A 13,191-nucleotide genomic window follows, 5' to 3' on the forward strand; every position below is an offset into this window, starting at 1 on the left:
ACGGGGCCTTTTGCTACCGTCGCCCCTTACACCCCGAGGCCGCGCCATGACCTTCTCCGTCCGCACCGCCAACCTGCGCACGCTCAACTCGCTGACGAAGTACCCGTCCATCCCGACGTACCACACGCTGGGCGACAAGGGCCGGCTGGCCGAACCCGCCATCGCGTTCGACGGGCCCGTCGTCGGCACGGAGAAGGTGGACGGCACCAACGCGCGCATCGTGTTCCTGCCGGATGGCACGTACCTGCTCGGCAGCCGCGAGGAGCTGCTCTACGCGAGCGGTGACCTCATCGGGAATCCGGCCCTGGGCATCGTGGAGCACCTGCGCCCGGTGGCGGACGCCCTGCGCGAGAAGCGGCTCGACGCGGGCGGCATCACCGTCGTCTTCGGCGAGGTGTACGGCGGCAACGTCACCGCCCACAGCAAGCAGTACACGGGTGAGAAGCGCGTGGGTTACCGCGTCTTCGACGTGGTGCGCCTCACCGACTACGAGACGCCGCTCACCTGGTCCGCGGAGCAGCTCTCCGGCTGGCGTGAATCCGGAGGTCAGCCCTTCGTGACCGAGGACGCGCTCATGGCCTTCACCCGCGAGCACGGACTGGAGACCACGCCGCGCATCCTCGAAGAGGACGGCGCCGCGATGCCGAAGGACCTGGAGGGCGCGTTCGCATGGCTGCGCTCGCACGCGCCCGCGACCCGGTGCGCGTTGGATGCCGGGGCAGGGCAGCATCCGGAGGGCATCGTCGTTCGCACCCGCGACCGTCGCACCATCGCGAAGCTGCGTTACGAGGACTACGAGCGCACGCTGCGTGCGAAGCGCTGAAAAGCAAGAAGGCGGCGGTGTCTCCGTTCACCGCCGCCTCCATCCGAACCACGCATTCAGTAGCGATGCGGCTCGGCGATATTCATGTGGCCTGTCGCGGATGAGGTCTGTCTGCACCCCGAACTTGCCCGCGTTGTCCGTACCCATTGCGTCTGGCGTGCCAGCCTCCGGCCTGCCGAGCCCTCCCTGATTCCAGGGGTTTGTGTCCCACGCTGAGGGCTGCCCCTGGTGACTGCCGTCCTGGATCTGATGACGGCCGTCACCAGGCAGGCGGGCGGGGCTGACGCGTCGCGGAAGGATGTTCGGAGCGGGCGAGGGCCGGCGGTAGACTCGCGAATCAGGTCACGGCCCCATGACGAAGAGAGACACCGGAAGGCGAAACACAGGCACCGGCAACTCGGACTCCGCGCGCTCGGGCGCGGGGACGGGCCGGGGCTCGGGATATGGAACGGGTCCCCGTCCGCGCCGCGCGGAGGACGTCCCGCCCGTTCCCCAGGTGGGCCGCTACCTGCTGCTGCGCAAGCTGGGGCAGGGCGGCATGGGCGTGGTGTACGCCGCCTATGACCCGGACCTGGACCGCAAGATTGCCCTGAAGCTGCTGCACCCGAACGCCAACCAGGACAACGAGGAGGCGCGGTCCCGGCTCTTGCGTGAAGCGCAGGCCATGGCGCGCGTCTCCCATCCCAACGTCATCCCCGTCTTCGACGTGGGCATGTGGGGCGACCAGGTCTTCGTCGCCATGGAGCTGGTGGAGGGCGGCACGCTGGGCTCGTGGCTGAAGGAGGCGAAGCCTTCCTGGCGGGAAGTGCTGGAGCGCTACCTCCAGGCGGGCAGGGGACTGCAGGCCGCGCACTCGGCGGGGCTGGTGCACCGCGACTTCAAGCCCGCCAACGTGCTGGTGAGCCACGCGGGCCGCGTCTACGTGACGGACTTCGGCCTGGCGCGGCAGGTGGGCGACGGGCCGGAGGCCCCCGTCTCTCCGGAGGAGGCGCAGGTCCTGGAGTCCTCGGACCGGCGCATGCTGGACACCACGCTCACCGAAGCGGGCCTGCTGGTGGGCACGCCCAACTACATGTCCCCGGAGCAGTTCCGGGGCACGCAGCTGGACGCGCGAACGGATCAATTCAGCTTCTGCGCGGCGCTCTACGGCGCGCTCTACGGCACGCGCCCCTTCGACCCGGGCAGCATCAAGGCCTACGCGTCCGCCAGCCGGAGCGCGGAGTTGGAGGAGGCCACCGGCACGCAGTCGCTGGGCGGCACGCAGTCGCTGAACGCCGCGCCCGCGAAGGCGATCCCCGTCATCGCGCCGCCGCCCGTGCTCATCCGCGAGCCCCCGCGCGACGCGAAGGTGCCCGGTTGGGTGCGGCAGGCGGTGCTGCGCGGGCTGGCGCTGGACGTGGACGCGCGCTTCTCCTCCATGCAGGCCCTGCTGGATGCGCTCTCCCAGGAGCAGCGCCTCGGGCAGCGCAAGCGCTGGCTGGGAGCGGCGGGTGCCATGACCACCGCGCTCGCGGTGGCGGGCGGCGTGGCGTGGCAGCAGTCCCAGGTGTGCGTGGACGCGGGCGCGCTGATGGACACCGTGTGGACGCCGGACGCGAAGGCGAAGCTGGAGTCCGCCTTCCGCGCCACCGGGAAGCCCTTCGCGGAAGGGATGGCCGTCCGCGCCGTGCAGGTGCTGGGGCAGTACGCGGACGCGTGGAAGCACCAGCGCGTCCAGGCGTGCGAGGACGCGCGCGTGAGCGGCGTGAAGCCGGAGGAGCAGCTGGACCGGCAGGTGGTGTGCCTGGAGCGCCGCCGCAAGGACCTGCGCGCCACGGTGGACCTGCTCGCGAGCGCGGACGCCGCCATGGTGGTGAAGTCCGTGGACATGGTGCATGCGCTGCCCGCGCTGCATGAGTGCGAGGACGTGGAGGGACTGGCCGAGCAGCAGCGCCGCCCCTCCGACCCCGCCCTGCGCGGCACCATTGAAGCGCTGGAGGATCAGCTGGCGGAGGTGCGCGCGCAGGTGGACGCGGGCCGCTACCCGGCGGCGCTCACGGCGGTGAAGGCGCTGGAGGCGCCGGTGGAGAAGACGGGCTACCTGCCGCTGAAGGCGGAGATGCGCTTCCACCTGGGCTGGCTCCAGGAGCAGACGGGCCAGTCGCCGGAAGCGTCCCGCCTGCTGTCGCGCGCCGTGTTCGACGCGGAGGCGGGCAGGGCGGACCGGCTGAAGGTCGCCATCCTCAACAAGCTCCTCTACGTGGAGGACGGCCAGAAGCACTACGACCCGGCGGCGAACTGGGGCGAACTGGCGGAGGCCACCCTCCAGCGGCTGGGCGGTGAGCCCGCGCTGGAAGCAGACGTGAAGGTGAACCAGGCCAACCTCGCCATGTCCCAGGGCCACATGGAGGAGGCCCGCAAGCGGCTGACGGAGGCGAGCGCCCTCTACGACAAGGCGCTGCCACCCGAGCACCCCAAGCGCGCGCGGGCGCTCTTCCTCCTGGGCCGGCTGGTGCTGGGCACCGGCGACGCGAAGGGGGCGGTGCCTCTTCTGGAGGCGTCGCTCGCGAAGACCCAGGCGGCGGTGGGCCCGGTGCATCCGGACATGGCCAACCGGCACGGCCTGGTGTCCCTGGCCCTGCGAGACGCCGGCCAACCCGAGCGCGCCCTGCCGCATGCCCAGGCGGTGGTGGACCTCTACAAGACCCTGCACGGCGAGAAGAGCGCGCAGGTGGCGGAGGCGCTGGACGAGCTGGGCATGTGCCAGCTGGGGATGAAGCGCTACGACGACGCGCTGAAGACCTACGAGCAGGCCGTGGCCCTCAAGCGCGAGCTGCTCCCCGAGGGCGACGAGGGCCTCCAGCCGTCCTACGACGGCGTGGGCCAGGCGCTGCTGGGCCTGGGCCGGGCGCGCGACTCCGTGGCGCCGCTCCAGCTGGCGGTGTCCTTCGCGGCCGCGCCCCCGGATGCGCTGGCGGAGTCCGGCTTCGCGCTGGCGCGGGCGCTGTACCAGACGGGCCAGTCTCCGGCGGCGCTGGCGGAGGCCCGGGGCGAGGCCACCCGCGCCCGCGAGCGCTTCAGCGAGTCCGGGATGGACGAGCGCGTGGGCGAGGTGGACTCGTGGCTGGAGACCCTGCCCAAGGAGTCCCCGCGTCCGCCTGCCCGCAAGCCTTCTCGCGGCCGGCGCAGGTAGGACGTCACGCACGGCTGCTGGCGACCGTGGCGGGGCGTGCTACCGTCCGCCGCCGTGTCGCTGCCCCCAGACGAGGACGAGGAGCTCCTGGATGCCACGGCCACCCTGCAGCGGGGCCGGGCGGGACAGGTGCGGATGGTGCTCCGGGTGCTTTCCGGCGCGGAAGCCGGCAAGGCCCACCCGCTCAAACAGGGGACGTACACAGTGGGAAAGGCCCCCACGTGTGACATCGTCCTCACCGACAAGGCCGTCTCCCGCCAGCACCTGAAGCTGGAGGTGCACGCCGAGCACGTCGTCGCCACGGACCTGGGCTCGCACAACGGCTCGTTCGTGGAGGGCCTGCGCTTCACCGCCATGGAGCTGCGCCCCGGCAGCGTCATCACCCTGGGCACCACCGAGCTGAAGCTGGTGCCGGAGGACACGCGCGAGCGCTCACTGCCCCTGTCCTCGCGGGACCGCTTCGGCGCGCTCGTGGGCACAAGCCGCAAGATGCGCGAGGCCTTCACCGTCCTGGAGCGCCTGGCGCCCGGCGGCGCGGACGTGCTCATCCACGGCGAGACGGGCACCGGCAAGGACCTGTGCGCGGAGGCCATCCACCAGCTGAGCCCGCGCGCCAAGGGCCCCTTCGTCATCGTGGACCTGGCGGGCGTGCCCTCCACCCTCATCGAGTCCGAGCTCTTCGGCCACGTGAAGGGCTCCTTCACCGGCGCCCAGGGCGACCGCGCCGGCGCCTTCGAGCGCGCGCAGAACGGCACCGTCTTCCTGGACGAGATTGGCGAGCTGCCCCTGGACCTGCAGCCGCGCCTGTTGCGCGTGCTGGAGCGCCGGCAGGTGAAGCGCGTGGGCGGCAACGACTACTTCACGGTGAACGTGCGCGTGGTGGCCGCCTCGCACGTGAACCTGGAGCAGGCCGTCCAGCAGGGGAAGTTCCGCCGCGACCTCTTCCACCGGCTCGCCGTGCTGCGCGTGACGCTGCCCGCACTGCGCGAGCGTCCGGAGGACATCCCGCTCCTCATCGACCACATGCTCAAGCTGATGGGCCGGCAGCCGGGCGCGCTGTCGGATCAGACGCGCGCGCTGCTCATGCAGTACCCCTGGCCCGGCAACGTGCGCGAGCTGCGCAACGTGGTGGAACAGGTCGTCAATCTGGGCGAGGAGGCACTGCCGGACCTGGAGGCGCCCCAGGGCGCGGACGGCCGCAAGGGTCCGGATCTGGACCTGCCCTTCAAGGAAGCAAAAGAACACCTCATCGAAGTGTTCGAACGTGACTACCTGAAGAACCTCATCGAGCGCTGCGAAGGCAACATTTCCAGGGCTTCTCGCGAAGCTGATATCGACCGTGTCTACCTCCGGAAACTCCTGCGCAAGCACGGGTTGGATCCATCCGGGGAGCCTTAACACGGGGCGGCATCACAGGTAGGCTGGCATCCCCCCTCCCCCCCGGAGCACGACCGTGAGCGTGAATCTTTCCTCCAATCTCCTCCGTACCTTCCAGCAACTGGCGGAGGTGAAGCCCGCCGCCGTGCCGCAGCAGACCGCGCAGCAGGTCGGGTTGCCGGAGGAGAAGGTCGTCTCGCAGGTGGAGGGCGCGCCCACCCCCGTGCAGACGGAGCAGGCCTCGGACGCCTTCGCGGCGGTGCAGGCCCTCAATCAGGCGTGGGCGAACCGCTTCCAGCCGGTGTCGGGCGCTTCGGCGCAGGACCTGGGCGTCCAGGGGACGCTCGCGAACGCGCCCCAGGCTCCGGAGATTGGTGGCTGGGAGGCCGCGGGGACGGACCCCGAGGTCGTCAAGCAGGCCAATCAGAATGACTGCGGCGCCGCGGTGGCGGTGATGCTGGGCAAGGACATTGGCACCAGCAAGACGCAGCCCACGTCGGACAAGGACAAGATGGCCGCGCTGGAGTCGCGCTTCACGCAGGGCCAGGGCACGTCGCCGCATGAGCTGTCCAACATGCTGGCGAACCAGGGCACGAAGGTGACGCAGACGTCGTCCAAGCTCGACACCAAGGCCCTGGATGACGCGCTCGCGCGCGGTGCCAAGGGCGCGGTGATGGTGGACTCCAGCCTGGTGGACCCCACCACGAAGCCGGGCGAGACGGGCCGCGCGCACTGGGTCTCCGTGGAGGGCAAGGACGACCAGGGCCGCTACCTGCTCAAGGACCCCAGCACCGGCTCCAAGATTCCGGTGGACGCCCAGAAGCTCGCGGACTCCGTGGACATCAGCTGGAACCGGCACCAGGGCGGCGGGCAGATGATCGTCGAAAGCGCCCAGGGCATGTCGGAGGCCCAGGCCGCGCAGGAGGGCGGGGAGAAGGCCGTCGCGCTGGGCAACACGGACGGTGGCGGCTCCCGCGCCATGGCCAACTTCGGCCGCGAGTCTTCATAGGCCGTAAAGACTGACGGCGGATGGACTCGCATCCATCCGCCGCGTGGGCTTCAGACGGTGAGGTGCTGCACGGCCTGGAGCCGCAGCAGCTGGCGCGCCAGCTCCTGGACCTGCTCCACCTCCTGCAGGCCCATCACCTTGCGCAGCGCGAGCCTCTTGTCCGTGGAGGCGCGCAGCAGCAGCGCGCGCAGCTGGGGATTGCTGAGCAGCGGGTTGAGCTGGCGCAGGTGGCCCACCAGCGCGCCCAGCTGGGGCAGCGTGAGTCCCGCCACCATCACCTGCGTCGCGTTGCCCTCTTCCGGGCTCTGGCTGGTGGCCAGCATCCACGGCGACAAGAGCAGGGAGCGGGTGAAGTCCATCTCGCAGGTCAGGCCCAGCCGCGCGCACTCCTCCACCACGGGGCCGCTGTCATGGCCCGCGATGATGGGCTGGATGCGGGCGGCCTCGTACTTCTGGAGGACGGCGTCGTACAGCTTCCGGGCCTCCACGCCCTGCGGCGTGCGCGGGAACTCCGCGAAGGCCTGGCCAATCTCCGCGCGCAGCGTGCCCATGAGCGTGGCGTCATCCGCCGTGCCGGGCTCGCCCAGGACCTGGGCCAGATAGGCCCTGTCCTCGGGGACCGCGTTCGCGGACTTCCACCACTCGAAGGTGACGGTGCTCACGCTCAGCACCACCGGCAGGGTGACGACGCCCTGGCGGCCGGGGTTGGCGAGGAAGGCGCTCATCTTCCCCTCCACCTCCGTGAGGCCGCGGTGGAGCCGGTGGAGGACGGCGATGCGCAGCTTCGCGCGGCCCTCCAGCGCCTGCTTCGCGGCGTCCGACGACTGTCCGTCCGAGGCGGTGCGCTCGCGGGAGGATTCGGAAGCGGCGGGCCGGCGCTCGAGCTGGGGCGCCACGCCCACCTGCGGCGCCATCGGCGGAGGCTGGGGGAGCGCCGGGGCCGTCTGCGCTGTCTGGGCCGCGAGGGCAGGGGGCTGCTCCAGGGTGCCCAGGCTGGCGGCGCCCTGCGACGAGCCGGACGCCATCCCTGCCTGTTGCTGCGGCGCCCTGGCGCCGCCGCCTTCATTGCGCTCCGTCTCGCCCGAGCGGCCGAAGTCCATTCCGTCCTGCGGGCCGCTCTGCTCGAGGCCTCCCTTCGCGGAGGCGCCCTTCGCGGCGCCGCCCTTGACGGCGACGCCTCCCTTTCCGGTGCCGCCCTTCCCTGTGGCCTTGCCCGATGACTTGCCTTCACCGGACTGCGCCTTCTCCTCCTTCTCCTGCGCGGGGCTCTGCAGGGGCAGGCCCGGGCGGGGAAGACCAGACGGAAGGCGGACGCTCATGGATGGGGGCCTCGGGTGAGGGGAATCAGGCCAGGTCCTTCAGGTGGACGACCAGGTTGCTGTTCTTGCTGCCCAGCGTGCTCGCGTCGTCCGTGGGGATGACGTAGCCCTGATCCGCGCCAACGTGCTTGCGGAAGAAGTCTACCACCTCCGGATCCTGCACGTTGGACGTGGTGCTCTTCTTGATGCCGTACGCGGAGCCGTCCGCTCCCTTGGCCTTCACGGAGTCAGGCGCGGAGGAGAGCAGGTTGTCCATCGTGCCCGACAGGCGGCCGCCGCCGTCCGGCTGGATGGTCATCGAGGTGTTGTGACCCTCGATGTAGCTGACGTCGTAGTAGGTGTTCCCGAACCCGCCGTCGAACTTCACTTCACCGAGCGTCGCGTTCTTGCCGTCGCCGTTGTCGCTGCGGAAGTTGCCGGACCAGTTGTCCGGGAACTGCACCGTCCGGCTCTCACCGGGCTTCAGCGTGACGGAGTCGACGGCCTTCTCGCCCGCGTTGGGGGTGAAGTTCACCGTCATCGGCTTGTTGCCGTCGTTGTTGAGGGTGATGGTGTTCTTGCCCTTCGCCGCGCTCGAGTCGCCCACGGACTGGGGACCGGCGACGGCCGCGTCCTTCTGGGGAGCCGCCGGGGCCGGGGCGCCCTGCGCCGCGGAGGCTGCCTGCGCCGCGGCAGGAGCAGGGGCCGCGCTGGAGCCCGCGCCCTCGCCACCCAGGTCCGGCACGCCGCCCTGCTGCGCACCGGCTGCGCCCTCGATGCCCGGAGCGGCGGCGCCCTGCTGCGCACCGGCGCCGTTCATTCCACCGAGCATCTCCACCAGCTGCTTCAGCATCTGGACCATCTCGGCCAGCTGCTCCATGGGATTGCCGCCCTGGAGCGCGCCCTTCTTGCCCACGCCCGACGGCGCGTCGAAGCCATCCGCCTGGAACATCCCCTGGAGCGAACCCGGGCCGCTCTTGGCCTGCACCGCGTCCGCCGTCACCGCCGTGGGGCGCGCCACCGGGCTGGAGAGCTCCGTGGCGGACGTGCGGGGCGAGTAGGAGGAGCTGGCAACGGACGACTTCGACAGGGGGGAGAGCGCCATGGCGGTGTTCCTCGGAGATTGGATGGGCCGGCTTCGGACACCGGCCGGTTCAGCGATGTGGGGGGCTAGAGCACGGCGCGTGCCATGCGCCCCACACGCTTCTCAACGAGGTAAACCCTTGGAACTCCTCAGGGGACGGACGCTGCCACGGGAGCGGAAGGCCGCCGCCCTGATGACTGCCGTCAGGCCCTGGTGTCTGGCGTCATCAGGCCCGAAAGCACGACTCGCGCGGGACGCAATGCGCCCCGCGCGAGAAGTCGCCGCGGATTCAGGCCGTGCGGATCAGACCCTTCGGGCCGTGCTCGAATGGATGAGCCGCAGTATCAGCAGCAGCACCACCGCTCCGATGAACGCCACGAAGATGGTGCCCGCGATGCCGCCAAATGGGGCTCCCGTGCCGAGCGCCCGGAGGATGAAACCTCCCAGGAACGCACCCACCACGCCCACCACGATATCGCCAATCAGGCCGTAGCCGCCGCCCACCACCGCGGACGCGAGCCATCCAGCGATGAGGCCAATGACTGCCCACAACAGGATTGCTTCCAGCGCCATGTCTCTTCCTCCCATCGAGGTGATGGGCGAAACATGGGCATGATTCCCGGCCGCGCTCGCCCCTCTCTCAAGGGCGACGGCAGGGCAGGCAGGCAGGCGGCGCCCGGGTGGAATCCAGACTTGAAGCCTCCCGCCTACTTGCAGATGGGCACGCGGGGCGGCGACGCGCTGGCGAGCACCGCGGTGCCCCTGACGTTGACGATGGTGCCTTCGGGGAGCGCCAGCGCCTGCCCCAGGGAGAGCAGAGGCGTGATGCTCTCGCGCGGTTCCTGGGACCAGGAGGGAAGGGGGCTTCGGGACATCCGCCGCCATGCGCCGGCGATGGGCGCACCCACGCGGATTCGCGCGGGCTCGCCTTCGAGCCGCTCCACCTGGAACGCGTCCAGGTCGCGCGCCGAGTCGGGCATGTCGTCGGTGGAGGGACACTCACCCGTGCACGCGTCCCAACCCTGGTTGCCCAGCACGGTTCCACGGTCATCCCAGACATAGACGCCAATGAAGCGCCGCATCGTGGGGATCCAATAGGTGAGCCCCACGGAGACCTCATCGCTCGTCCGGGGGATGAGGGCGGAGAAGACGGAGACGGTGCCGTCCTCCTGGTGCACCACCCACAGCGGCGTGCCGTCCCCCAGCGTGGCCGGCGCCACGGAGCCCCGCGGCGGCAACTCCAACACCACGGACGGCTCGATGCGAGGCAACTGGATTTCCTCGCGAGGCACGGCCCTGACTCGCCAGGCAGGCGTTCCGCAGCCTGCCAGAACGAACACAGACACGCCGGTGAGCATGAGGCGCTGGCACATGCGCCAGAAGTTATCCCGATGCCGGGGGCATTGACGGCGTTCTGATTAAAGATGCATCCTGAATGCATCTTTACGGGGCGTGGGCCCGGAAAGGGAGCGAAGTCATGACGAGCGTGTACGAGAAGATTGGCGGAGAGCCGGCGATGGCGGCGGCGGTCGACGTCTTCTACCGGAAGGTGCTGGCCGACGAGCGCATCAGCCACTTCTTCGAGGACGTGGACATGGAGCGCCAGGCCGCGAAGCAGAAGGCGTTCCTGACGATGGTGACCGGCGGGCCCGCGAACTACTCGGGCAAGGACATGCGCGCGGGACACAAGCACCTGGTGGACCGCGGGCTGAACGGGACGCACTTCGACGCGGTGGCGGGGCACCTGAAGGAGACGCTGGAGGAGCTGGGCGTGCCCGCGGACCTGGTGGGCCAGGTGATGGCCGTCGCCGAAGGGGCGCGTGCGGACGTCCTGAACCGCTGAAGCAACCTGCAGGAGGCACGTCATGGCGAAGGTACGGCATGAATCCGAGTGGTACCCGTTGGAGCCCGGAGAGACGGTGCTGGACGGACTGCTGCGCCAGGGCGTGCGCGTACCGCATGCGTGCCGGGCAGGGGCCTGCCAGTCCTGCCTGATGCGAGCGACCTCGGGCACGGTGCCCGAGGCCGCGCAGGTGGGGCTCAAGGACACGCTGCGGGCACGAGGCTACTTCCTCGCGTGCACGTGCCGGCCCCAGGAGGGCACGGCGCTGGAGGTGGCGGGGGCGTCGGAGCTGCGCGTCCCCGCGCGCGTGGTGGAACTGGAGTCGTTCAGCGAGGACGTGTTCGCGGTGCGGCTGGAGGTGGAGACGCCACTCGACTATCGCGCGGGGCAGTACGTCACGGTGGTGCGCGCGGACGGGCTCGCGCGCAGCTACTCGCTGGCGAGCCTGCCTCGCGAGGGCCGGCTGGAGCTTCACGTGCGGCTCGTGCCCGGGGGCGCCATGAGCGGTTGGTTCGCCCGCGAGGTCCGGCACGGCGACCGGGTGGACGTGCAGGGACCGGCTGGGGATTGCTTTTACGTTCCCGGACAGTCGGAGGCGCCGCTGCTGCTGGCGGGGACGGGCACGGGGCTCGCGCCGCTGTATGGAATCCTGAGGGACGCGCTGGAGTCGGGCCACTCCGGCCCCATCCACCTGTTCCACGGGGCGAGGGAGCCGGCCGGGCTGTACCTGGTGGACGCGCTGAGGGCCCTGGCGGCGCGCCATCCAAACGTTCAATACCGGCCCGTCGTGCTGGCGGGAGGAGGTGGGGCGGTGGAAGAAGGGGCCCTGGAGGCGAAGGTCCTCACCTGCCTCCCGAAGCGGCCGGTGGGCTGGCGAGCGTTCCTCTGCGGCAACCCTGAAGCGGTGCTATCCCTGCGCAAGAAGCTCTTTCTCGCGGGGTTCTCGCTGAAGGACATCCACGCGGATGCCTTCCTGCCGAGCGTGCCGCGAGCGGGGCCCGTCGCCGGAGCCGCCTGACTTGCACCTGACCCTTCACGCCGACTACTCGCTGCGCGTCCTCATGTACCTGGCGGCACGTCCCGGGCGGCCGTCGTCCACGCAGGAGATGGCGGACGCCTACGGCATCTCCAAGCACCACCTGGTGCGCGTGGTGCAGACGCTGGCGCAGGAGGGGCACGTGGAGGTGAAGCCCGGGCGGGCGGGCGGCGTGCTGCTGGCGAAGGCCCCGGGGAACATCCGGCTGGGCAAGGTGGTGCGCGCGGCCGAGCCGGACTTCCACCTGGTGGAGTGCTTCGACCGGGAGCGCAACACCTGCCCCATCGCGCCAGCGTGCGGCCTCAAGGGCGTGCTGGCGGAGGCGCGTGACGCGTTCCTCGCCACGTTGGACAAGTACTCGCTGGAGGACCTGCTGCGCCGCTCCAAGCCGGGCCTGTCGGACCTGCTGCTGACCCCGGCCGCGCCGCAGGGATAGGCGCATCCGGAAGGACGCGGCGACGTCCGGACAGGACGCAGGCCTCGTGGACGCCAGGACCGTGCACGCCTGTGAGGCCCGGGGCACGGGGCTTGCTCTCGGGCCCGTCCAGCTCAATCCCCCGGAGCGTGCATGTCCCAGTCGGTCCAGACCATCCTGAACATCAACGGTATCGCCAACGGCTCGCCCTACAGCACGCAAGAGCCCACCATCCTCTTCAACAACCTGCCGTTCAGCGTCTGGGGCTCCATGTCGAGCGCCCGCACGGTGACGGGGAAGGTCATCGGCATCGCGAACCCGCAGCAGTACCAGGTGGCGCTGTTCGCGCTGGAGTCGAAGACGCAGATCGTGGGCAACACGTCCTGGCTGACATCGGTGGGCAGCGATGGGAGCTTCTCGCTGTCCGTGCAGCAGAGCGCCACCGTCTATTGCGTGCTGCTGATGACGCCGACGTTCGCCCAGTCCTACTTCGCGAGCACCTTCCCCAGCGGGAGCGGCACCGTCTCCTCGCTGCCGATTCCCGCCGAGCATCCAGGCGATGTGCTCCTGATGATTGGCCTGCCGGCGGGGCTCAACCGGAGCCTGGTCCTTCCCTTCGGTGTGGAGAACCCCATCGTCAAGCCGGGGGACGCCTGCCTGCAGCCCATGGGACTCAACCGGCAGCTGAGCCCCGGTTCGACGCAGGGCATGCCGGACCCCACCAATCCCAACCAGGTCAGCCAGCTGTGGAGCTGGCTGGTCGGGGGGAACTCGCCCGGGATGATGGCGTTCCGGGTCACCACCCAGAACCCGGACGGCAGCGCGGGGCAGGGAGCGTTCGCCACGGGCGTGTATGTCTATGGCCAGTCGATGTATCTGCTCGCGGGCGCCGGTCCCGCCTCCGGACAGTCGAGCACGATGACGCCCATCGTCGTCTCGCAGCCCATCGTCAACTGGCAGGTCCTCCCGCCCTCCATGGTCCAGCTGGGGATGGCCCTCACCCTCCTGCCGGAGAAGATCCTGCTCGCCGTCGACGTGGTGAACGTGGAGCCGTCGCTCCTGGGGAGCTTCCTGAAGGCGCTCTACAAGGTCGAGCTCAAGCTGCTGGGCCTGATGCTCGACAATCTCTGACGG

Annotated in this window: 12 protein-coding genes; 8 read left to right on the forward strand and 4 right to left on the reverse strand. The window is 70.3% G+C overall.

All coding sequences use genetic code 11. The annotated features are described in order from the left end of the window. Positions 1-46: 46 nt before the first annotated feature. From D7Y04_RS08360 to D7Y04_RS08375, 4 genes are all read left to right on the forward strand, one after another. Positions 47-823, forward strand: a complete 777-nt coding sequence (locus D7Y04_RS08360) for an RNA ligase family protein (RefSeq protein WP_121758867.1) — start codon at positions 47-49, stop codon at positions 821-823. Between the two features lie 352 nt (positions 824-1,175). Then, on the forward strand, positions 1,176-3,995 hold the full coding sequence (locus tag D7Y04_RS08365) for a protein kinase (protein ID WP_121758868.1): 2,820 nt from the start codon (positions 1,176-1,178) through the stop codon (positions 3,993-3,995). A gap of 135 nt (positions 3,996-4,130) precedes the next feature. Next, a complete protein-coding gene (locus D7Y04_RS08370) occupies positions 4,131-5,393 on the forward strand; it encodes a sigma 54-interacting transcriptional regulator (protein WP_254360881.1) in 1,263 nt (420 codons plus the stop codon). A gap of 55 nt (positions 5,394-5,448) precedes the next feature. Next, on the forward strand, positions 5,449-6,381 hold the full coding sequence (locus tag D7Y04_RS08375) for a hypothetical protein (protein WP_120593798.1): 933 nt from the start codon (positions 5,449-5,451) through the stop codon (positions 6,379-6,381). Between the two features lie 50 nt (positions 6,382-6,431). On the opposite strand, the gene D7Y04_RS08380 is transcribed toward D7Y04_RS08375, so the two are convergent. The 4 genes from D7Y04_RS08380 to D7Y04_RS08395 form a co-directional block, all read right to left on the reverse strand. Further along, positions 6,432-7,700 (reverse strand): hypothetical protein, encoded by a 1,269-nt coding sequence (locus tag D7Y04_RS08380; protein ID WP_120593799.1) that lies wholly within the window; start codon positions 7,698-7,700, stop codon positions 6,432-6,434. A 25-nt stretch (positions 7,701-7,725) separates the two neighbouring features. Beyond that, the gene (locus tag D7Y04_RS08385; RefSeq protein WP_121758869.1) at positions 7,726-8,784 is read right to left on the reverse strand and encodes a hypothetical protein; all 1,059 of its coding nucleotides are present in this window, start codon (positions 8,782-8,784) and stop codon (positions 7,726-7,728) included. A gap of 282 nt (positions 8,785-9,066) precedes the next feature. Next, entirely contained in the window at positions 9,067-9,336 is a 270-nt protein-coding gene (locus D7Y04_RS08390; protein WP_120576996.1) for a GlsB/YeaQ/YmgE family stress response membrane protein, read from the reverse strand. Between the two features lie 134 nt (positions 9,337-9,470). Beyond that, entirely contained in the window at positions 9,471-10,055 is a 585-nt protein-coding gene (locus tag D7Y04_RS08395; protein ID WP_147454425.1) for a hypothetical protein, read from the reverse strand. A 185-nt stretch (positions 10,056-10,240) separates the two neighbouring features. Between D7Y04_RS08395 and D7Y04_RS08400 the strand changes: the two genes are divergently transcribed. The 4 genes from D7Y04_RS08400 (at position 10,241) to D7Y04_RS08415 (ending at position 13,188) form a co-directional block, all read left to right on the forward strand. Next, positions 10,241-10,606: a group 1 truncated hemoglobin gene (locus tag D7Y04_RS08400; protein ID WP_120576998.1), complete on the forward strand. Its 366-nt coding sequence runs from the start codon at positions 10,241-10,243 to the stop codon at positions 10,604-10,606. A gap of 22 nt (positions 10,607-10,628) precedes the next feature. After that, positions 10,629-11,624, forward strand: coding sequence for a 2Fe-2S iron-sulfur cluster-binding protein (locus D7Y04_RS08405; protein WP_120593802.1), 996 nt, complete (start codon positions 10,629-10,631; stop codon positions 11,622-11,624). Position 11,625: 1 nt separating this feature from the next. Next, the gene (locus D7Y04_RS08410; protein WP_120593803.1) at positions 11,626-12,078 is read left to right on the forward strand and encodes an Rrf2 family transcriptional regulator; all 453 of its coding nucleotides are present in this window, start codon (positions 11,626-11,628) and stop codon (positions 12,076-12,078) included. A 132-nt stretch (positions 12,079-12,210) separates the two neighbouring features. Continuing rightward, entirely contained in the window at positions 12,211-13,188 is a 978-nt protein-coding gene (locus D7Y04_RS08415) for a hypothetical protein (RefSeq protein WP_121758870.1), read from the forward strand. The last annotated feature ends 3 nt before the right edge of the window (positions 13,189-13,191 follow it).

Origin of the sequence: Corallococcus sp. AB038B (assembly GCF_003668955.1) — a bacterium.
GTDB lineage: Bacteria > Myxococcota > Myxococcia > Myxococcales > Myxococcaceae > Corallococcus > Corallococcus exiguus.

Bases quoted from the DNA above. Each gene is read 5' to 3' on its own strand.
- D7Y04_RS08360 (WP_121758867.1), top strand. From the start codon at position 47: ATGACCTTCTCCGTCCGCACCGCCAACCTGCGCACGCTCAACTCGCTG.
- D7Y04_RS08370 (WP_254360881.1), top strand. From the start codon at position 4,131: ATGGTGCTCCGGGTGCTTTCCGGCGCGGAAGCCGGCAAGGCCCACCCG.
- D7Y04_RS08390 (WP_120576996.1), bottom strand. From the start codon at position 9,336: ATGGCGCTGGAAGCAATCCTGTTGTGGGCAGTCATTGGCCTCATCGCT.
- D7Y04_RS08385 (WP_121758869.1), bottom strand. From the start codon at position 8,784: ATGGCGCTCTCCCCCCTGTCGAAGTCGTCCGTTGCCAGCTCCTCCTAC.
- D7Y04_RS08380 (WP_120593799.1), bottom strand. From the start codon at position 7,700: ATGAGCGTCCGCCTTCCGTCTGGTCTTCCCCGCCCGGGCCTGCCCCTG.
- D7Y04_RS08405 (WP_120593802.1), top strand. From the start codon at position 10,629: ATGGCGAAGGTACGGCATGAATCCGAGTGGTACCCGTTGGAGCCCGGA.
- D7Y04_RS08415 (WP_121758870.1), top strand. From the start codon at position 12,211: ATGTCCCAGTCGGTCCAGACCATCCTGAACATCAACGGTATCGCCAAC.
- D7Y04_RS08365 (WP_121758868.1), top strand. From the start codon at position 1,176: ATGACGAAGAGAGACACCGGAAGGCGAAACACAGGCACCGGCAACTCG.
- D7Y04_RS08400 (WP_120576998.1), top strand. From the start codon at position 10,241: ATGACGAGCGTGTACGAGAAGATTGGCGGAGAGCCGGCGATGGCGGCG.